The following is a 20,789-nucleotide window of genomic DNA, read 5'->3' as shown; positions in this document are numbered from 1 at the left end:
CGCTTTATCTAGATGAGTCGCATTTTTACCGTCCGCACGGGAGACGCACGTGAGCGATCATCAGGACACCGAGAAAACGGATCTGGAGCGCCGCGCGGTCCTCAAGACCGTGGGGGCTGCGGTGGTGGCCGGGTGGTCCGGTCTCGCGGCGCCGTCGGCGGTAGCGCAGGAGAAGACCCCGATCAACGCGGCAAGGAACCGTGGGCCGCTCGGGGCGCGGTTGCAGGGGGTGCAACACTTCGGGCTGACCGTCCAAAACATGGACCGCGCCTTCGCGTTCTACACGGACGTGCTCGGTGGCACCGAGATCATGCGCGACGGCGACTTCCACGGCGAACGCATCCACAACACCCTGCTCACCGATCAGGACATCGAAGCGCGGGCGCGCCGGGTCAACCCGCGGACCATCGGCGTCCCGGATCTGAAAGACGGGGCGCAGCGATTGGACGTGCGGTTCGTCCAGTTCGATAACGTGGTGATCGAGTTGCTCCAGTACCGCGACGCCGAGCAACCCGCCGGCACGGGCGCAAGTTTCGCCGAGCCGCTCCGCCACATGAGCCCGGCGTTCCCGCGGATGATGCACATCTGCTTCCACGTCCGCGATGACGTCGATTTCAACACGTTCATTGCCGACCTGGAAGCGGAATCGGCGAAACGCGGGATGACGCAGGTGAGGGCCAACCGCGTTGTCACGGTGAAGACCGAACAGGAGCGGCAGAAGGCGCCGATCGAGGCCAACAGCAACGGCATCACGGAGGGCAAATCCAACGGCTGGCGGCTCATTTACTGCAAGGGGCCGGAAGGCGAGCAGCTCGAGTTCGTCCAGGCGCTGGGGCCGGTAAAGCGGGTCTTCGACACAGCACTCGAGGCCCGCCGGAAAGCCGCGGGCCGATGATACGTAATGCCAGCGTCGAGGGTAAGTGCCCGGAACCATCTTGGAGAACGTGTCATGAGCACGACGAACGCGGAGAGCGACGCCGGCACGGCCGGTTCGCCGGCCACACGCTCAGCGAACGAGCGAACCGCCGGCAACAACGGGGTAAACGGTCTGAAGGTCTCAACGTACATCAACGCCCATAAGATTCTGGTTTTCCCCGTCGTACTGGGGCTGATGTGGTACTACGACAACGGGTCGACCGATGCCTACATCTATCTGGCCATGCACGGCACGTACTCGATCCTGTGGCTCCTGAAGCACGCGATGTACGCCGATCGGCGGTTCGAGCAGAAGCTGCCCGTGTGGGTCGGGGGGCCGTTCCTCTTCGTGCCTCTCGCCGGCTATTACGTCGCCCCGTACCTGCTCATCAGCCGTCACGTCACCGTTCCGCCCCCGGTGGTCGCGCTCGCGCTGTTCGTTTACATCCTGGGGATCTTCTACCATTACGTCAGCGACGCTCAGAAGTACTACACCTTGCAGATCCGCAAGGGTCTGATCAGGGACGGCCTGTTCGGGCGCACGCGGAACCCGAACTACCTCGGGGAGATCCTGATCTACTCCGGCTACGCCATCATGTCACTCCACTGGGTGCCGTTCCTCATCCTCGCCGGTTGGGTCTTCGGTTTCTTCGTGAGAAACATGCTGGCCAAAGACCGGTCGATGTCCCGATACCCGGACTTCGCCGAGTACAAGCGGCGTACCGGCCTGCTGTTCCCCAAACTGTGGTGAATCGCTTTGTCGACCGCACTCATGCGATCTCTCCTCGCTTCCGGCGCGAATCGGCGTGGAGGGGGGCACCCGCCGCGATAAACTGAGATCCGTCGCCTGTCGGCTTCAAGGGGGAGTGCCTTGGTCGAGGCCAACACCACGGCCGCGGTCCAGTACTATCTGGACGAGTTGGCCCACGACGTGCCGGCCGAACCGGTCGTCCGGGCGTTGCTCGGCCGGGCGGTCCGGCGGCTCCAGCAGTTGTGCGCCACGCTCCTGCACCGCAACTACCCGCGCCTGACCCGACCGCCCCTCAACTTACAGTCCAACGAACTCCTCGGTGCCGTCGTGGAGCGCCTCCTCAAGGCCCTCCGGGAAGCGCGACCGGCGACGGTACGGGAATTCTTCGCTCTCGCCGCCCAGCACATGCGGTGGGAACTCAACGACCTGGCCCGCGACCTCGACGAGCAGCCCCCCGTGGGCGCGATCGACGGGCTCCTGCCCGCGCCACCGGGCAGCGACTCCGGCCTGAGTTCGGAGTGCCGACGAATCATCGCGGCGATCGACACCCTGCCCGCGGACGAGCGCGAGGTGTTCGACCTGGTGCGGCTGCAGGGGATGACGCAGGTCGAGGCCGCGGCCGTGCTCGGCGTCGCGACCCGGACGATCAAGCGGCGGCTCGATCGCGGCTTGTTGCTGCTGACGGAGCGTCTGAATGATCTGCGCCCGGGTGCATCTTGAGGCCCTGACCCGACCGCACGCACCCGACGGGCCGGGGGCTCCGACGGAGGGAGAGACCGTGCCCGACGATCCGCGCGTTCAACAGTTGCTCCAGGAGCTGCTCGCGTCGGACTCGACGCCCGAGGCGGTCTGTCGCTCGTGCGTCGAGTTGCTGCCCGTCGTTCGCGAGCGGTGGCACCAGGTGGTCCGCACGCGGGCCGAACTCGACGCCATGTTCCCGCCCGAAACCGACTCCGCCCCGGAACCCCTCACGCCCCACGCGGGTGACGTTACGTTCCCCGATGTGCCGGGCTACGAGATCGAGGCCGTCCTCGGCGCGGGCGGCATGGGCGTCGTGTTCCGGGCCCGGCACCTCCGCCTCAACCGCGTCGTGGCTTTGAAGATGGCACTGGCCGGGGCGTATGCCGGGGCGAGCGAGCGGGAGCGGTTCCGGCGCGAGGCGGAGTCGATCGCCGCGCTCCGGCACCCGAACGTCGTTCAGATCCACGACGTCGGCGACACTTGCGGCAAGCCGTACTTCACGATGGAACACGTCGAGGGCGGCACCCTCGCGGAGAAACTGGCCGGCACCCCGCTACCGGTTCGCGAGGCGGCCGCACTGCTGGCGCACCTGGCGTCAGCGGTGCACGCGGCCCACACCGCCGGTATCGTTCACCGCGACCTGAAGCCGGGAAACGTCCTGCTGACCGCCGACGGCACCCCCAAGATCAGCGACTTCGGCCTGGCCCGGCGGCTCGGCGGTGAAGCGGGGCTCACCCGCACCGGCACGGCCCTCGGCACGGCGAGCTACATGGCGCCCGAGCAGGTCCGGGGCGCGGCCGGCCCGCCGGCGGACGTCTACGCGCTGGGGGCGATCCTGTACGAGGCGCTGACGGGCCGCCCGCCGTTTCGTGCCGAGAGCGCGGCGGAAACCGTCCACCAGCTCCTCACTCAGGAGCCGGTGCCCCCGGCGCGGCTCAACGGCAAGGTGCCGCGCGATCTGGAAACCATCTGCCTGAAGTGCCTGAGCAAGGAGCCGAAGCGGCGCTACTCCACCGCGGACGCCCTCAGCGACGACCTCAACCGCTTCCTCCGCGGGGACACGATCCTGGCACGACCGGAGGGCCGGGCCCGCCGCGCGATGCGCGCCGTCCGCCGGCGCCCCACGCTCACCGTTGGTGTAGCTGCGGGCGCGTTGTTCGGGGCGCTCGTCCTAGCCGGCGGGCTGTGGCTGCTCTTCGACCGGGCGGCCACCGACCGGGCGGTGGCGAGTGACCTGACCGAGATCGATCGCCACCTGCGAAACGCGTCGTTCGCGGACGCGAGAGCCGCGATCGAGCGGGCACAAGCCCGCCTCGGGCGCCGCGAGGCGCCGGCACTCCGCCGGCAACTGCACCTGCGGTTGCGCGATTGCGAACTGGCGGACCGGCTCGAGCGGATCAATCTCGCCGCCAGTGTCACTCTCGACGGCATGGGCACTTTTGAACAAGCCGACACGGATTACGACGAGGCACTTCGCGAGTTCGGGATCGGGCGGTACGGCGACGACCCGGAGACCGTAGCGGCCCGGGTCCGCGAATCGAAGGTCCACCTGACCGTGCTGGCCGCGCTCGACCGTTGGTCGATCGTTGTCAGGACGAAGAGGCGCTTGGATTGGGTCGTGAGGGTGGCGGACCGGTCGGAGCCGGACCCCACGCCCTGGCGCAAGGAGGCCCGCAACCCGGACCTCCGCCGGGACCGCAAGGCCCTCCTCGGTCTGCTCGACCGTGCGAACGTCGGCACGGAATCTGTGGCCCTGCTCCTGGCGATCAATTCGGGCCTCGGGCTTCAAGACCGCGAGCGCCAGATCCCGTTCCTCGTGAAAGTCCAGCGGGAGCACCCCGACGACCTGTGGGCCAACATCTATGCGGGCTACGCGCTCCTGATGGCGCAAAAGCCCGAGGAGGCGGTCCGGTACTTTCAGGCCGTCGTCTCCCTGCGCCCGCGCTTGTCGATCGGTCACTACTCCCTCGGTACGGCCCTGTACACGATGGGGGCTCACGCCCCTGCGTATTTGGACGAGGCCGTCGTGCGATTACGGACGGCCCTGGAGATCGACCCGAATTCGGGGCTGGCTAACTTCACCCTCCTCGACGCGCTCGTGGCGGCCAAAAGGCACGACGAAGTCATCTCCCAGGCCCGAATCGCCCTGCGGCACGACCACCAGGTCGCCAAGGTCCGCTCCGCGCTGGGGACCAGCCTGAAGGCCACCGGGCGGGTTGAAGAGGGCTTCGAGCAGCTCCGCCTCGCGTTCTCCCTCGAACCGGGTAACCAGTACGTGCAGAACGAATACCGCGCGGCGTTGTCGCAGGAGCGCCGGTGGGCCGAGTTGCAGCCCGTCTGGGGCAAAACGTTGGAAGGCGATCGGCCGCGCCACAACGACTGGTACGGGTACGCGGAGATGTGCCTGTACATCGGCCGGGAGGACGAGTACCGCCGCGCCCGGAAGGCGCTACTCGCGCGGTTCGGAACGAGCGACTCGCCGCAAGTCGCGGAGCGCACGGCTCGCGCGTGTTTGCTCCTCCCCTCGTCCGGTGACGAACTGAGCGAGGCCGTGGCGCTCGGCGATCTGGCCGCGCGGACCGACCGGAAAGCCGGGGTGCTGTACCCGTACTACCAGTTCGTCAAGGGGTTCGCGGAGTATCGTCAGGGGCACTTCGACCGGGCGGTCGCGATCACGCGCGGCGACGCCTCGGGCATGTCCGGCCCGTTGCCGCAACTCGTGCTCAGCATGGCGCTGCACCGGACCGGGAAGGAAGCCGAGGCTCGAAAGACGTTCGCCGCGGCGGTGCTGCATCACGAGTGGCGCGAGAATCAGGCCAACAGCCCGGACGGTTGGATCCGGCACGTGCTCCGGCGCGAAGCGGAGAAAATGATCCTCCCGAACCTGACGGCGCTGCTCGACGGCACGCAACAACCGCGGGACAACGACGAGCGCCTGGCCCTGATCGGAGTTTGCCGGTTCCAGAATCGGTTCGCCGCCCTGGCGCGCATTTATGCCGAGGCGTTCGCGGTCGATCCGAAACTGGCGGAGGTTCACCGTTTCGTGGCGGCCCGGGTCGCCGTCCAGGCCGGTTGCGGTCGCGGAGTCGGGGCCGGCGGCCTGGGCGAGGTCGAGCGGAGTAACTGGCGGGCACAGGCGAGAACGTGGTTGCGCGAAGACCTGTCGGCGCGGGCCGAGGCACGGGGCCACGATTTCAACAAAGTCCGCGACGGCGTTCGCCAAACACTCGTGATGTGGTGGAACGAACCCGAACTGGCCGGCATTCGCGATCCGGTCGAGGTCGAGAAGTGGCTTCCCGGCGAACGGGCAGATTGCCAAAACTTCTGGGCCGAGGTGAATGCGGTACTCGATTCGGCTTCCAAGCCCAAGTAACGCGACACCAACCAGATCGGGACACACCCGTTCCACCAGCAGGTCGAGACGCAGAAGTTCCTCGCGGAGAACAAGGTCCAGATCGAGTCGTGGGGTCGTTCGCGGAGGGCCGGAACGACATCTTCCACAACGAAGTGTTGCGGTCGCTCGCTGAGAAGCATGGGAAAAGCGCGGCTCAAGTGATCCTGCGCAGGCTCACGCAGCGTGTATCGATGCGATCCCCAAGTCGGTGCGCAAGGAGCAGATGGTCGAGAACTTTAACGTCTTCGACTTCGAACTCGGTGCCGAAGACATGGCGGCGATCGCCGCGCTAGACACCTTCGTCACGTCGTTTGTAGCGTGCCTTCGGTGGCCTGTCCGCACCTGTGTGGCGCGATAATTGCTATCAAATTTCCCCTCTGATGGACTCGGTTCATCACCGGATCATCGCCACCGTGAGGTCTCACCGTGACCCACCCTGTCCCTGCGGACGACCCTTCGCGTCGTCAATTCTTACAAACCGTGGCGACAGGCACCGCCCTGGCCACGGTTCCTGATTCTCATGTCGGTGGGCAACCGCCCGCCGGCCCACCGGTACGAGCCGCCGACGGGGTGACGGTGGCGCTCTCCGTCAACGGCAAACCGCAAGCTCTCTCGGTGGACCCGCGCACGACACTGCTCGATCTGCTCCGCGAGCACCTGCACTTGACCGGCACCAAGAAGGGGTGCGACCACGGCCAGTGCGGGGCGTGTACGGTACTGGTGAACGGCCGGCGGGCGAACTCGTGCCTGACGCTGGCGGTGCTGCACCCGAAGGCGGACGTCACCACTGTGGAAGGGCTGGCAAAGGGGGACGAGCTGCACCCGCTGCAGGCGGCGTTCGTCAAGAACGACGCCTTCCAGTGCGGCTACTGTACGCCGGGGCAATTGTGCTCGGCGACGGCACTGCTCTCCGAAGTGAAAGCGGGGTGCGTCAGCCACGCCACCGCCGACGTGAGCAAACCGTTCGCAATGGCCGACCTGTCCGACGACGAGATCCGCGAGCGGATGAGCGGAAACTTGTGCCGGTGCGGGGCGTACCCGAACATCGTCGCGGCGATCCGCGAAGTCGCCGGGGGGGCCAAATAATGCACCCGTTCACCTTCGCGCGTGCCGAGAAGCCGGCCGACGCTGTAGCCGCACTGGTCGCCGACCCGAGGGCCAAGTTCATCGCCGGCGGCACCAACCTGCTCGACTTGATGAAGGAAGGTGTCGAACGACCGGGCAATCTGATCGACGTGAACCCGCTACCGCTCGCCGAGATCGCCGAACTGCCCGAGGAGGCCGGGGTGCGGCTCGGGGCGATGGCCCGCAACTCGGACGTGGCCGACAGCAAGTTGATCCGCGAACGCTTCCCGTTGTTGAGCGAGGCGTTGCTCGCCGGGGCCACCCAGCAACTGCGGAACATGGCCACCGTCGGTGGCAACCTGATGCAGCGCACCCGCAGGGCTCCGCACGGATTGGCCTTGGGTAAGGTGTAGCGTTTGGGTATGCGTGCAGCTCCAAGCGAGGAACTGTATATGTCCCGTTCACTGGTCGAGCGGTTGGCCGAGTTGCCGGATCCGCGGAGCCGTCACGGGCGCCAGTACCCGCTGGTGGGGCTGTTGACCCTGTGCCTCGTGGCGGTGATGGCCGGGCATACCACGCCCGAGGCGATTGCGCAGTTCGGTCGGCTGCGGCAGAAGCGACTGGGGCACGCGCTGGGGTTCAGGAACGGGAACATGCCGTGCCCCAACACCATCGCCGGGTTGCTGCGGAACCTGGACCCGGACCACCTGGACCGGATCATCGGCGCGTGGCTGGGGGAGCGGCATCCCGAGGGGTGGGAACACATCGCGTTGGACGGCAAGCGGTTGCGGGGCTCCCGGGACGGCGAGGTACCGGGCGCGCACCTGCTGGCCGCGTATGCCCCGGGCGCCGCGGCCGTGGTCGCCCAGATGACGGTCGAGGCCACCACCAACGAGCACAAGGCGGCGCTGCGGTTGTTGGGCGTGTTGCCCCCGCTGGGCGGAGCCGTGGTCACCGGGGGCGCCATCTTTACCCAGCCGGACGTGTGCACCGCAGTCCAAGACCGGGGCGGGGACTACATCCTGTACGCCAAGAGCAACCAAGGTACGCTGCACGCGGACCTGGAAGCCACGTTCGCCACCGGCGCCGGGGGCGACTTTTCCCCCCGGGTTACAGCGCCTGTGGGACCGGGATGCCGGTACCGCGTGTGAGTTGAGCAAGGGGCACGGGCGGATCGAGCGGCGGACCATTACCACCACCACGTGGCTCAACGAGTACCTGACCCGGTGGCCCGGGGTGCAACAGGTATTCCGGCTCGAGCGCACCCGCCGGGTCGGTGGGAAAGCAACCGTGGAGATGGTGTATGGGATCTCCAGCCTGAGCCCGGTGGCTGCGCCACCGGATGCGTTGCTCGGGTACACCCGCACCCACTGGGGGATCGAGAGCTTGCACCACATCCGCGACGTGACCCTGGGCGAGGACCGGTGCCGGGTCCGCCGGGGCGCGGCACCGCGGGTACTGGCGTCACTGCGGAACGTCGCCGTGTACCTGCTACGGCGCCTCGGTGCCGGCACCATTGCAGCGGCCGTTCGGACCATCGTTGCCACACCCGAACGGGCACTGGCGGCGCTTAATCAGCCAGTTTCAATCTCTGAGTAGCCCTGGGACACCACCGGGTTTTGTGTCGCTGTGGTTTGTACGTCCACGCTTCGGAGGTGCGCTCAATTTGGTTCAGCGTCATCTTGCAGACTTCGGACGGCCGCATGCCGGTGCAGCGCATTAACTCGATAATCACTTGAACGTGATGGGGCAGAAACGGAATCGTGGCATCGACCGTAGCGTCGTCGATGGGTTCGACAGGGTCTGCTTCGCGGGCCGCGGTGCGCCCGCGCTCCAGCCCGGCCACGGTTCGCAGTCCATCAAAAATGCTCGCGGGGATGAGTTCCTCGCTGGCAGCCCATTTGAATAGCCGCTTGATCACGGAGACGCGGCGGTTGATTAAAGCCCTCGACAGTTTTGTATCGATCATGCGTTGGCGCACCGCTTTCAGCTTCAGTGGCCCGAACTCGGTCGCGGGAGAGGTGCCGTACAGTTCGCGCAGCGGACGCAGGGCGTACCGGATAACGAGCAGTTCTTTGGTCGGTTGCCCCTCGGGATCGAGGTAATGGTGGACGGCGAAGTTGTGGAAGGCCAGAATCACTTCAGCGATGGTGATGCGATCCGGAGCGGCGGGGGCGCCGGTTGGTGAAGTGGCCAACTCCAGTTCGAGACTCGCTTTTGCTGCGAGTGATTCGGGCGAGCCGAACGGACCGGGGAGCAACTTCTCGTACCGGACGCCGACAGCATCCGTCCAGATGAGGCGACCCTTACCGCTTTTGGAGTGTTTCAGATAGCGGGGAGCGAGCTTACGGGGACGTGCCATTGGCGCGGCTTCCGAACGACGGGTTTTGTGGACCAGTCCACGAAACCCGTCGTTCGGAAGCCGCGCCCAGCACTTGCTGAGGTAAGCAGAAACTGCTTCGGCGAAAGGATTTAAGTCAAGTACACCCAAGAGGAGTCGAACCTCTAACCTTCGGTTCCGTAGACCGATGCTCTATCCAGTTGAGCTATGGGTGCAAACGTTTGTAGAATTAGGGCTTAAGTATCACTTCCGACCTCGGATTCCCCGAGTTTGACACCAGATCAGACACCCATTGTCGTCGGACGGCCGAAGTCACAACGACCGTCCCGAGCAACGAGAGCCGTGTCTACAAACGATTCTACAGCGCCCACTCTTGGTGGCAAGCCGAACAAACCCTATCCCGATTTCCCACTATTTCCGCAAGGCGGTGATTCTTCTGGGCGTGGACTATGGCTTCGGAAATGCCGACTGCGGTATCCTGCCCCGTTCCGGTCTCGATCTCGAAGGCGGTTGGGTGAACTGCCATCGGCCCGAGACCGGGATCACGCGCCGGTGCCCGCCCTGGCTCGAGACCGTCGACGCGCGCCGGGCCATTCTCGCCGATCGGCGAGAACCGTAAAGATGGAGTTCCCCACGAAAAGTGGACAGCGTTTAGAGCCTATCCCAAAACCCCGGCGCCCTGGTGGGTGATCCCGGCGCAGGCGAAGTGGAGGAAGGCCTTGTAGTTCGGAACCTTCTTCTCCCAGCGGATCAACAACCGCCGGAACCGATTCATCCAGCTATGCGTCCGCTCGACCACCCACCGCCGCGCCCGGTATCCGGGAACCTTCGCCCGCACGACGGGTTCGGCTCCCTTGGCCTTCTTGACCGGGATGTGGGCCGTGTACCCCCACGCGGCGACCAACGCCCGGACCGACGGGTAGTCGTATCCCTTGTCCGCGCACAGGTGCTGCGGCTTCTTCTTCGTCGGCTCGGGGCGCTCGGCGGCGATACCCTCCAGGGTCGCCCCGACCAGTCTCATGTCGGGCCGGTTGGCCCCGGCCACCTCCAGACCCACCGGAACCCCACGGCCGTCGGTCAGGACCGACCGCTTGGTGCCGATCTTGGCCCGATCCGTGGGGTTCTTGCCCGTCTTTTTTCCCCCCGAGGGGAGCCTTCGTCATGCTCCCGTCGAGGCTCTGCCACTCCCAGTCGATGCCCATCTCATCGTCGTACTCGCGCAGGGCGTCCTGCCACAGTTTGCGGAACACGCCCCGCTTCTGCCAACGCCGGAAGTACCGGTGCAGGCTGCTCCCGGAGCCGAACTCGGGCGGGGCCGCCTTCCACTGGCACCCGGTCCGCAGGACGTAGAAAATGCCGTCGAGAACCTGTCGTTGGGGTAACGGCGGGCGCCCGCCCTTGCGAGATCGCCGGACCTTGGGAAGCAACGGCTCGACCCGCTCCCACAGGGCGTCCGGAATGCGAAACGCTTCAACGACCGTGTGCCGTGTGGCGGCCATGTCGATCCTCCCCAACGGGCGAATCGGTGGGCACTTACATTCTATCCCGCGAGGTTCTGGGATAGGCTCTTAGCGATGGGTTAGGTTACGTGTTCGCTCGTACTCCTCTGAGGCAACGTACCTCCGCGGCGCGTGTCGGCGGACCCGGTTGTAGAACGCCTCGGTGTACCCGAAGACGCTCGCCTGCGCCTCGTCGCGGGTGGCGTAGCCCTCGCCGTCCTCCGACCGTTCCGCGGGATGCAAGCGCGACCTCCATCCGCACGTCGCCGTCTTCTCGTGGGCGCACAATAAGGTCGGCCTTGCCAGTGTGGTCCGGGCTCGACTTGGGCTGCCCCGATTCACACCGACGGCCTCATGAGCCAACAGTTTTGGGAGCACCACGAACAAGAGCGCACCGGGCTTCTGCCCGGCGTCACAAACGCCGACCGCTCTGCGGCGGAATGCATTGGTTTTCACCCCAGAGAGGCCGTCTTCCATAGCACCGGGCGGAAGCCTTAAGAGTCTTTTTCTGCTCGATACTACGAAAGGCCGCGGCCCACGGGCCGCGAGTCATCAATTATTCTGGCCCGACCGCGCACGCGAGCAGAAAACTCGGAACACCCGTCTCTCACCCAACGGCTCCGTCAAGTACGATAAAGGATACGACTGGTACACGCGCGCCCCACCGGTGCGCGCGGAGGAGTTCGCAGACGATGGCAGAGCTCGAAGCGATCACCGACATTCAGGCCGATCCGAAGAAATCGGCGGTCATGGCCCGGCAGTACGGGCGCCGGTTCCCGCTCACCCCGAACAAAGCGATGAACCTCGGGCGGGACGAGGGGAAGATGGACATCGCGGTCCCCGAAGACGACCAGATCTCGCGGTTCCAGGCGATCGTCACCTGGGAGCCGGCAAAGGAGAAGGCGACCGTCCAAACTCGGCCCACCAGCCCCGGGTACCCGAACCCGCCCGCGAACCAGACGCTGGTCTTCGACGAGCGCGCGAAGAAGTTGGTGGAGGCGCCCCAGGGCAAGTGCCTCGTCGGGCGCGGCGAATCGTTCTGGATCGGGCAGACCCGGTTCACCCTCCACAACGACGAAGAGTCCCAGCACGACAGCCCCGTGGACGCGACCATCGCGCCGCGCCAGGAAGAAAAGACCCGCGCGCAGCTCGAAGAGATCCCGTTCGCGAACCCGGCCGCGGCGCTCCGCGCGATGGAGAACCTGCCCAACACCATCCGCGCGATCACCACCGAACAGGCCCTGTTCCGCCAGATGCTCCGCGTGGTCATGGACGCGATGCCCCGGTCCGACGCGGCCGGCATCGTCCGCATCCCGCCCGACTGCCCGCCCAACGAGAAGCGCCTCAACCTGTTGGAGTACAACGTCCGGCCCAACACGCCGCACGCGCAGGGCGGGTTCGCGCCCTCGAAGCGGCTCGCGCACCGCGCGATCGCCGAGCGCCGGCGCAGCTGCTTGCACTGCTGGTCGCCCGATACGGGCGCCGGCGGGGGCGCGGCCGAGCTGACGATGGCCGACACGCACGTCCACGGCGTGACCCCGTGGGCCGTGTGTACCCCGTTCCAGGACGGCTCGCGGTACGCGCTCTACGTCGCCGGGCAGACGAGCGGACAATGGGACCTGCTCGACAAGGCCGCCCAGGACAAGATCGTCAGCGACCTCACCCAGTACCAGAAGATCGCCGAGCTCCTGGTCGGCATGATCGAGACCACGCTCCGCGTGAGCCGCCTTACCGAACAAAACAAGGTGATCCGCCGGGCGTGGCCGCAGAGCCTCTGGAAGTACCTCGACGACCCGGCCGAACTGGAGCGCATGCTGGTTCCCGAAGAAAAGGAAATCACCACGCTGTTCTGCGACCTGCGCAACTACTCGCTGTTCGCCTCGCAGCACGCCAGCGAGTTGCTCGCGTCGCAGCGGGAGATCGGCAACGCGCTGAACACGATGGCCTCGACCATCACCGACCGCGACGGCGTGGTGGGCGGGTTCCGCGGCGACGCGGTGCTCGGGTTCTGGGGCTGGCCCAAGCCCCAAGCCCGGCAGGTCGAACTGGCCGCGCGCGCGGCCATTTCCATCGCCGGGCGCCTCGGCGACTGGACGCGGTCCGGGCGCTGTGGCGTGGGGATCACGCACGGGACCGCGGTGGCCGGGCGCCTCGGCGCGCACGACCTCGCTGTCGTGGACCTGTACGGGCCGGTGGTGAATCTGACGTTCCGTTTGGAAGCGATGACCAAGGCGTTCGGCGTGCCCATCATCGTCTCCGCGGAGGTCGCCAAACAGATCGCGGAAGCCGACCCGGTGGGGCGCGAAATGCGCACGCGGACGCTGGGCAAGGTGCGCGCGAAGGGGTTCCCCGAGCCTGTGTGGGCCTACGAACTCTATTCCGCCCAAACGCCCAGCGTCCCGGACTGGCTCCGGGACGAGTGGACCGCGACGGTCGATCTGTTCACCGAGGGCAAGTGGACCGAGTGTTACGAAGAGCTCACCAACCGGTTCACCGACGACACGGTGGGCAAGTGCCTGATCCGCGTCATGGACGCGACCAAGCGCAGGCCCCCGGCCAACTGGGACGGCTCCTTCGCCCCGCCCGCGCCATCGGGCTCCGAGTGACCGATCCCCGGTATTGTGCGCCGGTTCTAATGCCCAACTCGAAGAACCTGGGCGATGGCCGGTGGCGTCTCCAACGCGACCCGGCCCCCGCGCACGTCGCCCGTGGACCCAGCGAGGTTCCACATTTCGTCGGCTTCTATCACGACCGGGCTTCGAAGCGGCGACGAAGCGCCGGTCGCACCCCGGCACCGGAAGGCGGGCGCACCCGAGTGGGGACGCAACGGGCTCACCCACTCGGGTACGCCCGCATCGGGGCACGGCGGAATCGGCGCCCGAGGGGGGGGCGTTGCGTCCGGCATCCCAACACCTTATGGCGATCCGGACTCGTGGGTCATGACCCAGTTAGGCAACCGCCGACACAGCACGCATGCTGATGTGGTTGTACCAATCCGTTGCCATTGGCCCGTTTCGCGAGTGCGAACGAGGTCAATTCAGTGGGTATTTAAAAGTCGTAGTGCCGTCAGGCGGCGAACGTGCTGGAAGGTTTGGTGCCGTCGAACCGGTGGGCGAGGCGCTTGCTGTTGACGTCAAGGGCTTCGAGGATTTCGCTGACGGGGCCGGTCGGGATGTTGTTGGCGATGGCCCAATGGAGCACATCAAGATTTTCGGCGCCGGACTTGAGTTGATTCAGGATGACGTCGAGCAGTTCGGTTTGAGTTTGAAACTCGCGGAGGAGGAGGCCAAAGTCGCGGCCGGCGAGTTCGATCCAAAAACACTTGCCCTGAAGGTGCTCGACCCACCGTGCCCGCAGGTAACCCATCCAGTGATCTTTGACCCAGCGTTTAACGCACCCCTCGCCGAGGTCGTACCCGGCCTTCTCGCTCTCCAGCCAGCGGTACTTGTTCTCTTCTTCGATGCAGTCGTGGTGTACGCTTTTCATCACCATCGTAGCACTCGGGAGAGAGGGGCACGCGTTCATGGGCTGTACCTTCGGCGATTAACGGCCGGGGGTGAGGACCAGCACGAATCGCGTCACGTTCTCAAATGAAATAGTAGCTCGCGGTCGAGACAGAATCAAGTTTCTGTCTCAATGTTCTTCAACGGGCCAAATAACCGCCGTCCACGAAGAGTGTCTGGCCGGTGACGTAGCTACCGGCATCGCTGCACAGCATCAGCACCGGTCCCACGAGTTCGCTGGGTTGTGCCCAGCGACCCAGGGCCGTGCGGTCCGCAAAGGCTTGTTTCTCGGGGTCGGACAGCACCGACATCGGCATATCGGTCATAAACGGCCCCGGCGCGATGCAGTTGACCGTGATTCCGTGCGGCCCCAAATCGAGCGCGCTCGCGCGGGCCATTCCGATGAGTGCGGCTTTCGTCGCGGAGTAGACGTTCCGCTTCTCTTTGGACACTTGGCCCATGATCGACGAAATATGCACCACCCGACCCCAGCGCCGCTGTTTCATCTGCGGCACGAGGTCGCGCGTGAGTGCCATCACCGAACTCAAATTGACCTCGAGCACGCGGTCCCACGTGTCGTCGGTGATGGCGTCGATCGCTTGAGGGGCGTTCATCCCCGCGTTGTTCACGAGGACGTCGACGCGCCCCATCTTCTCTATCGCAAATGTGGCGAGTTTTTTGACCTCGTCCCTCACGGAGACGTCGGTCACGCAGTACGCCCCTCGGCGCCCGGTACCGGCCAGAATCTCATCGAGCGCGGCCTTGAGTTCGTCTTCGTTTCGGCTGGCAATAACGACATCGGCCCCGGCTTCGGCGAGGCCGCGTGCCATCGCTTTACCGAGCCCCTTGTTCCCGCCGGTCACGAGTGCGACGCGACCCGTGAGATCGAAGAGATTGGCGGGCACAACGGCTCCCGTGTGTGTAGATTGCGTGCAGTTAATTTAGCAGAGTGCCCGGATTCACTGCAAGTGAAAAGTGTCACAAACTTCACTGCCGCTTTGAGGCGGTCGAAAGTCGTAAGGTCGCAAGTCATAAAGTCGAAGACCAGTACGGCTGGCATCTTCGACTTTATGACTTGCGACCTTACAACTTTCGACCGTCCGTTAGGGCACCGTGATTTGGATCTGCCCCTGCTTGCGGAGTTTGGCAATGAGTTCGGCGCGGAAGTCGTCGCTGTACGTATCGAGCACGTCGGTCGCGGACTTTTCATAGGTGCTGGGTGTGCCCGGCTTTCGGTCCGTCACCTGGAGAATGTGCAGGCCGAAGTCCGTTTCAATCACCCCGCTGAGTTCGCCCGTCTTCATCGCGAACGCGGCCCTGCAGATCGCTTCGTCCACGAGTCCGCCCTTGCGGGCGATGTAGCCGATGTCGCCGCCGGTCGGCCCGCTGGGGCAGTGCGAATGTTTCTTTGCGGCACTCGCGAAGTCGAGTTTCCCGGCCGCGAGTTCGGCGCGGATCGCTTCGAGCTTCTCTTTGGCCGCAGCGCGCTCGACCGCAGTCGCGTTCTTGCCCACGCGCAGAACGATGTGCTGCACTTTCACTTCCACGCGGTCGAAGTGGTCCTTGTTCGCGCTGAAGTACGCTTTGAGTTGCTCCTCGGTCGTGTTGCTCTTCACGTAGCCGGTGAGCTGCATCGCGGTCGTCCACGATTCCCGCACCTGGGCTTCGGTCTGGCCCGTTTCCTTGTAGAAGTCCGCGAGTGATTTGCCGTCCTTCTTGAGCTTGTCGCCGAACGCTTTCAGTTGCGAATCGATCTCGGCCGGATCGACCTTCGGCCCGTTCTTGCGGAGGAATTGCCGCAAGAGCAGGTCGTCGATCATGTCGGAGAGCACCTCGACTCGCATCTGGCGCCTCTGTGCGGCAGTGAGAGGCGTGAGCGGGAGCGTATTCTTCAACAGGGCATCGACTTCCGTGAGCGGGATCGAATCGCCGTTCACGCTGGCGGCGACCTGATTGTCGCGCGCGGGAGAAGTTCCCGTTCCTGCGGGGGTCGCGGGCGGTGGGGTCGGCGGTTGTGCGAGCGCGAGCGGCGCGAGCGCGAGCCCGGCGAGAGAGAGCACGAATGAGCGGCGCATTCTTGCGGCTCCTTATCTTGAGCGGGAGGCACTGGCCGGCGAAACACGGGCTATAGCTCTCCCTCTCGCGGGTCGCAAGCAATTTCTCGGCGGCTAGCGTTCGCACGCCTCTACTCGGCAGATGACAATGCCTAAATCTTTGAGATGTGAGCTTTTACGCAACGAGAGCCCGAAGTCCTACTCACGAAGTTCCTCAAGGACGACGTGTCACTCCAGAGGACGCCGAGAATAGCAAAATGTTAGCCGAGGTGCTCGAAGGCGACGGAATCGAATACTGAGCAGGCTCCTTCTGACGAGCGTGTTGTGCGGGAATGTGCTCGGAACGACTCTCCCGCACAACACGCTTACGATGCCACAACTACCGCGACCCACCGGGTGTTGAAGGCGACTCACTGGATCGGCGCTCGTTCAGCCGCTTCTGGTACTTGTCGAACAGGCGCGTCTGTTTGCTGGTCGGCTCGTAGGGCCGCCCCTCGATGAACACCGACAGCACTTGCGTGGACGCCTGCAACACGTCCCCGTTGGCGATGACCAGATTGGCCCGCTTCCCGGACTCGACCGTCCCGAACCGGTCCGCGACACCCAGGATCTCGGCCGCAGAAAGGGTGACGGCCTTCAGTCCTTCTTCCGGCGGTAAGCCGTAAGCGACCGCCATCGCCGCCTCGTAAGGCAGGTTCCGCGTGTTGTTCGACCCGGCCGAGCGGATACAGAACTTCACCCCGGCTTCGTGTAACTTCGAGGCCGCGACGAACGGCGCGTCGTACTTGTCCCCGATCTCGCGCGGCAGGCTCATCACCGGCCCGAGGATCACGGGCACGTCGCGCTTCTTGAGTTCGGCCGCGACCTTCCACGCCTCGGTGCCGCCGCTGATGATCGGCTTCACCTTCAGTTCGTCGGCCAGCTTGAGGGCACCGAGAATGTCGGCCTTGCGGTCCGCGGTGAACACCACCGGTTTCTCGCCGCGTGTGTACGGCAGGAGCGATTCCAGGCGCGGGTTCGTCGGCGCGGACAAGCCGGCTTTCTGGGCCGCATCGTAGCGCCGGGCGGTCTCGAAGAGTTCCTTCAGTTTGTCCAGCTTTTCCGTGCGACGGAACCGTGCGGCCGAGTTGTCCCCGCTATCGAACGCCACGCTCGGCCCGAACCCGCGGGGCGCCGGTTCACTGGGGTACTCGATGTGCAGCGCGAGCCGGTCCACGACGACCATTTCGGCCGGCACCCAGCCCGCCAGGTTAATGAGCGCCCCCTGTCCCGAGAGGAGCGAGCCGGTCGGCCGCGTCACGACCGTGGTCACCCCGTTCGCGCGGGTCACCGGGATCAGTTCCGAGTCCGGGTTGATCCCGGCGCTCGCTCGGAGGTCCGGCTGGAAATCTCCCCCGTCGCGGGAATCGTTCGTCTCGCGCGCGGAATCGATCTCGACCAGCCCGAGAACCGTGCCCGCGTCGATCATCCCCGGGTACAGGTGCAACCCGGTGCAATCGACTACACGGGCCTCCGCGGGCGCATCGGGTTTCTCGCCGGCGCGGACCACTTGTGTGATCTTCCCGGTCGCGGCGTCCACCACCACGGTACCGGCGAACGCCGGCTTCCCGGGCGAGTGGACCGTTCCACCGCGCAGCACGTAAACACCCTTCGGCAATTCGGGGATCGCCGGGAACTTCGCAACAGGTTTCGCGGGCTCCGCCTTCGCCGCGGTGGACGGTCCGAACTTGTCCGATCGCTGGAAGAAGACCTCGCCCTCGACCAGCGTCATTTCGCACCGGGCATACGAGTTGAGCGGGTGGCCCGTGAAGATCGCGAGGTCCGCGTCCTTACCGACTTCGATGGTGCCGAGACGGGCATCGAGTCCGAGCTGCTTCGCCGGGTTCAGGGTGATCGTGTGGAGCGCTTCTTCGGGGGTGAACCCGCAGTATTTCACCAGCTTCGCGGCCTCCTGGTTCAAGTGCCGCATCAGTTCGTTGTCGTCGGACTTCAGGCACACGTTCACCCCGGCATCTTGGAGCAATTTGGCCCCATACGGGATCGCGTCGAACGCCTCGATCTTGTACGCCCACCAGTCGCTGAACAAGCTCACGCTCGCACCGTGTGCGGCGATCTCGGGAGCGACTTTGTACCCTTCGAGGACGTGCTGGAGCGACCGCACCTTCACGCCGAAGCGCTCCGCGACGCGGAGCAGCATCAGGATTTCGTCGGAGCGGTAACAGTGCGAATGGACGCGGAGATCCCCCGCGAGCACGTCCGCGAGCGCTTCGAGCCGCAGGTCGCGCCGCGGTTCCGGGAGCGGCTCGCTGCTTCCCTTACTCGCGTCATAATCGGCCCACTTCTTGCGGTAAGTCTGAGCTTCCGTGAACGCCCGGACGAGCACCGCTTCCACGCCGAGCCGACTGTTCGGGAACCGCCCGTCGGTCCGCTTGACGTTCTCGCCGAGGGCGAACTTCACGCCGCGCGGCGCATCGGCGACGAGCATCTCGCGGGCGGGCCGACCGTACTTCATCTTGATGACCGCGTCCTGCCCGCCGATCACGTTGGCGCTCCCGTGGAGCAGTCGCGCCATTGTCACGCCGCCCCCCAGTGCGCGGTAAATCTGCACGTCTTCGGAATCGATCACGTCGCGCACACGGACCTCGGGCACGACCGAGAGCGACCCCTCGTTCACCCCGCCGCTGACGGCGAAGTGCGAGTGCGTGTCGATGATCCCGGCCATCACGAACGTGCCCTCGGCGTCGAGAACCGTGACACCCTTCTCGGCGGGCAAATCGGCTCCCACCGCGCGAATCTTCCCGCCGCGAACGAGGATATCGGCACGCGGGAGCGTCTTTCCCGCGCCGGTGATGACCGTTGCCCCGCGAATGAGCACGTCGCCGTTCGTCTTGAATGTGGGTTTGCGATCGGCTTCGATTTCGGTGGTCGCACGTTCGGAACCGAGCGCCAGAACGATTGCGCGGAGCGCATCGCTGACGAACGAAGGCGAATTCCGGTCCGCGACCGACCCGACGCCTCCGGTGGGGCCTTTCGGCGTGGGAGAAGGAGCGGGAGTGGGGGTCTTGGGCGCCGGCGTGGTATCGGGGTCCGTGGTCGGGCGCGGGCGCCCACCTTTCTTCGGAACGACCGGCTCAGCGCCTCCACCCCCTCCGGCCGGAGGCGCTGCGGCCTCCAGATCAAAGCGCACGCCATCGGAGAACGCGAACTTGTACTTCGTCGCTGCCGCGTCGAAATCGCCCTCGCACACGACGAGGTGCGCGGCCCGACCCTTGGTGACGCGCCCCACTTGCGGCGCAACACCGAGAATATCCGCTGCACCGCTGGTCAGTGCGGCCAGCGCCACATCCGCCGGCACCCCGGCCGCGATCACCTTCCGCACGTTCTCCCGGAACCGGTTGACGGCCAGTCCCTGCGTGGTGAACGCGAACGGGACGCCGGCCTTGTGCAGCACGGAGGCACAAGCGACTTCCTCCTTGCGCACGCGCTCGCGATCTTCTCGCACGCGAACGGGAAGATCGTTTTCGCGCTCGGGCGCCGGAGCGAAATCGAGCCGGAGGATCACCGACACCTTGTCCTTGGCGAGACGATCCGCCACCTTCCAGGCGCTGCGCCCGCCGACGATCATCGGCTTCAGTTTGAATTCCGCCGCGAAATCGAGGGCACGGTGAATCTCGTCGGCCGTGTCCGCTTCAAACGCCACCGGGAGCTTGCCGTCGAGGGCCGGCCAGAGGGCCTCGAGGCACGGATCGGCGGCCGGGCGCTTCCCCGTCTTCCCGCGCGCCTCATACGCGGCCCATTGCCGCTTCAGCCAGCCGGCGTCGAGCATCGTTTGCCGCCCGTGCGCAATAACGCCCATGAGCGCGACCGGGTAATCCTGTCCCACAACGCGCCCGAAACGGGCGTGAAGCGCGACCGGCGCACGGAGGATGGCGTCGCGGGGCACGGACCCGCTGAGGCTCACGAGGGCACTCGTTCCCGAGAAGTACCCGCCCTCGGGAGTGACCAGGTGGGCCGTGAAACCGACCCGCCGCCACGCCGCGACCGTTTCGTCATCGAGCTTGAGGGCCGTCTGAATCGCGAACTCGGGGGTCACTCCCTTGCGGTTGTCCGGCTTCGTGGCGACGAGCGGATCGGCGGCGGTGTCCTCGGCCGCGGGCGGCCCGCCCAGGGACCGGCGCAACGCGGCGTCGTACCCGCGGGTGCTGCCCGCGTCGATGAACCCGGGATAAACGGTCAGCCCCTTGCCCTCGGTGACGAGCGCGTCCGGCGGAACCGCGACGTCCGGCCCAACGGCGGCGATGAGCCCGTCGCGAATAACGACCGTGGCCTTTGGCAGCACCGTCCCGGCTTCGGTCACGACCCGGGTGTCGCGAATTGCGTAAGCCGTCGGTTGCAGGTCGGCCGATTTCTGGGCAATAACGGGAACGAAAAGGGCGACGAGGAGCGCGCCAAGCGGCGCGCTGAGGAGCGCGAAACGGAGGCGTCTGGTGTTCATGGTTGCGCCGAGTCCGGGTGTCGAAAGTGAG

Annotated in this window: 15 protein-coding genes, 1 tRNA gene and 2 pseudogenes; 10 read left to right on the top strand and 8 right to left on the bottom strand. The window is 65.8% G+C overall.

Annotated features, from left to right (window positions below; all coding sequences use genetic code 11):
- Positions 1 to 49 precede the first annotated feature (49 nt).
- The 9 genes and pseudogenes from J8F10_RS10005 (at position 50) to J8F10_RS39785 (ending at position 8,465) form a co-directional block, all read left to right on the top strand.
- On the top strand, positions 50 to 895 hold the full coding sequence (locus J8F10_RS10005) for a VOC family protein (protein ID WP_210653686.1): 846 nt from the start codon (positions 50 to 52) through the stop codon (positions 893 to 895).
- Between the two features lie 54 nt (positions 896 to 949).
- Complete coding sequence (locus J8F10_RS10000) at positions 950 to 1,666, top strand: DUF1295 domain-containing protein (RefSeq protein ID WP_210653685.1); 717 nt, start codon at positions 950 to 952, stop codon at positions 1,664 to 1,666.
- A 120-nt stretch (positions 1,667 to 1,786) separates the two neighbouring features.
- Positions 1,787 to 2,386 carry a sigma-70 family RNA polymerase sigma factor gene (locus tag J8F10_RS09995; protein WP_210653684.1) on the top strand — a complete coding sequence of 200 codons (600 nt, stop codon included), beginning with the start codon at positions 1,787 to 1,789 and terminating at the stop codon, positions 2,384 to 2,386.
- Between the two features lie 58 nt (positions 2,387 to 2,444).
- Positions 2,445 to 5,780, top strand: a complete 3,336-nt coding sequence (locus tag J8F10_RS09990) for a serine/threonine-protein kinase (protein WP_210653683.1) — start codon at positions 2,445 to 2,447, stop codon at positions 5,778 to 5,780.
- A 9-nt stretch (positions 5,781 to 5,789) separates the two neighbouring features.
- Positions 5,790 to 6,159 (top strand): annotated as a pseudogene (locus J8F10_RS40740) (aldo/keto reductase); the annotation flags it as partial.
- Positions 6,160 to 6,227: 68 nt separating this feature from the next.
- Entirely contained in the window at positions 6,228 to 6,887 is a 660-nt protein-coding gene (locus tag J8F10_RS09985) for a 2Fe-2S iron-sulfur cluster-binding protein (protein ID WP_210653682.1), read from the top strand.
- Positions 6,887 to 7,279, top strand: a complete 393-nt coding sequence (locus tag J8F10_RS09980; RefSeq protein ID WP_210653681.1) for an FAD binding domain-containing protein — start codon at positions 6,887 to 6,889, stop codon at positions 7,277 to 7,279. The genes J8F10_RS09985 and J8F10_RS09980 overlap by 1 nt, the downstream gene beginning before the upstream one ends.
- 39 nt (positions 7,280 to 7,318) lie before the next feature.
- On the top strand, positions 7,319 to 8,017 hold the full coding sequence (locus tag J8F10_RS39790) for an ISAs1 family transposase (protein WP_210653680.1): 699 nt from the start codon (positions 7,319 to 7,321) through the stop codon (positions 8,015 to 8,017).
- A gap of 1 nt (position 8,018) precedes the next feature.
- Complete coding sequence (locus J8F10_RS39785) at positions 8,019 to 8,465, top strand: ISAs1 family transposase (protein ID WP_210653679.1); 447 nt, start codon at positions 8,019 to 8,021, stop codon at positions 8,463 to 8,465.
- Here J8F10_RS39785 and J8F10_RS09965 read toward each other — a convergent pair.
- From J8F10_RS09965 to J8F10_RS41105, 4 genes and pseudogenes are all read right to left on the bottom strand, one after another.
- Positions 8,437 to 9,357, bottom strand: coding sequence for a hypothetical protein (locus tag J8F10_RS09965; protein ID WP_210653678.1), 921 nt, complete (start codon positions 9,355 to 9,357; stop codon positions 8,437 to 8,439). The genes J8F10_RS39785 and J8F10_RS09965 overlap by 29 nt on opposite strands.
- Positions 9,349 to 9,422, bottom strand: a tRNA-Arg gene (locus J8F10_RS09960). The genes J8F10_RS09965 and J8F10_RS09960 overlap by 9 nt, the downstream gene beginning before the upstream one ends.
- 443 nt (positions 9,423 to 9,865) lie before the next feature.
- Positions 9,866 to 10,706 (bottom strand): IS5 family transposase gene (locus tag J8F10_RS09955; RefSeq protein ID WP_210653677.1). Its coding sequence is split into 2 segments (ribosomal slippage): positions 9,866 to 10,351 and positions 10,353 to 10,706, totalling 840 coding nucleotides; the frame shifts between segments, so codons are not numbered across the junction.
- Positions 10,707 to 10,775: 69 nt separating this feature from the next.
- Positions 10,776 to 10,919: pseudogene (locus tag J8F10_RS41105) on the bottom strand (IS3 family transposase); the annotation flags it as partial.
- A gap of 479 nt (positions 10,920 to 11,398) precedes the next feature.
- Here J8F10_RS41105 and J8F10_RS09950 point away from each other — a divergent pair.
- Complete coding sequence (locus J8F10_RS09950) at positions 11,399 to 13,312, top strand: adenylate/guanylate cyclase domain-containing protein (protein ID WP_210653676.1); 1,914 nt, start codon at positions 11,399 to 11,401, stop codon at positions 13,310 to 13,312.
- Positions 13,313 to 13,772: 460 nt separating this feature from the next.
- Here J8F10_RS09950 and J8F10_RS09945 read toward each other — a convergent pair whose 3' ends face one another.
- The 4 genes from J8F10_RS09945 to J8F10_RS09930 all read right to left on the bottom strand — a co-directional run bounded on the left by J8F10_RS09945 (position 13,773) and on the right by J8F10_RS09930 (position 20,758).
- Positions 13,773 to 14,198 (bottom strand): hypothetical protein, encoded by a 426-nt coding sequence (locus J8F10_RS09945; protein ID WP_210653675.1) that lies wholly within the window; start codon positions 14,196 to 14,198, stop codon positions 13,773 to 13,775.
- A 151-nt stretch (positions 14,199 to 14,349) separates the two neighbouring features.
- Complete coding sequence (locus J8F10_RS09940; RefSeq protein WP_210653674.1) at positions 14,350 to 15,114, bottom strand: SDR family NAD(P)-dependent oxidoreductase; 765 nt, start codon at positions 15,112 to 15,114, stop codon at positions 14,350 to 14,352.
- Positions 15,115 to 15,312: 198 nt separating this feature from the next.
- Positions 15,313 to 16,284: a peptidylprolyl isomerase gene (locus J8F10_RS09935; protein WP_210653673.1), complete on the bottom strand. Its 972-nt coding sequence runs from the start codon at positions 16,282 to 16,284 to the stop codon at positions 15,313 to 15,315.
- Between the two features lie 358 nt (positions 16,285 to 16,642).
- A complete protein-coding gene (locus J8F10_RS09930; RefSeq protein WP_210653672.1) occupies positions 16,643 to 20,758 on the bottom strand; it encodes an amidohydrolase family protein in 4,116 nt (1,371 codons plus the stop codon).
- Positions 20,759 to 20,789 lie beyond the last annotated feature (31 nt).

It is taken from the genome of Gemmata palustris (assembly GCF_017939745.1).
Classification (GTDB): domain Bacteria; phylum Planctomycetota; class Planctomycetia; order Gemmatales; family Gemmataceae; genus Gemmata; species Gemmata palustris.
This window is presented reverse-complemented; position numbering and strand designations above follow the sequence as displayed.

What these genes read in the sequence shown, in the direction of transcription:
- J8F10_RS09930 (WP_210653672.1), bottom strand. Translation starts at nt 20,758, where the DNA reads ATGAACACCAGACGCCTCCGTTTCGCGCTCCTCAGCGCGCCGCTTGGC.
- J8F10_RS09950 (WP_210653676.1), top strand. Translation starts at nt 11,399, where the DNA reads ATGGCAGAGCTCGAAGCGATCACCGACATTCAGGCCGATCCGAAGAAA.
- J8F10_RS10000 (WP_210653685.1), top strand. Translation starts at nt 950, where the DNA reads ATGAGCACGACGAACGCGGAGAGCGACGCCGGCACGGCCGGTTCGCCG.
- J8F10_RS09935 (WP_210653673.1), bottom strand. Translation starts at nt 16,284, where the DNA reads ATGCGCCGCTCATTCGTGCTCTCTCTCGCCGGGCTCGCGCTCGCGCCG.
- J8F10_RS09980 (WP_210653681.1), top strand. Translation starts at nt 6,887, where the DNA reads ATGCACCCGTTCACCTTCGCGCGTGCCGAGAAGCCGGCCGACGCTGTA.
- J8F10_RS09945 (WP_210653675.1), bottom strand. Translation starts at nt 14,198, where the DNA reads ATGGTGATGAAAAGCGTACACCACGACTGCATCGAAGAAGAGAACAAG.
- J8F10_RS39790 (WP_210653680.1), top strand. Translation starts at nt 7,319, where the DNA reads ATGTCCCGTTCACTGGTCGAGCGGTTGGCCGAGTTGCCGGATCCGCGG.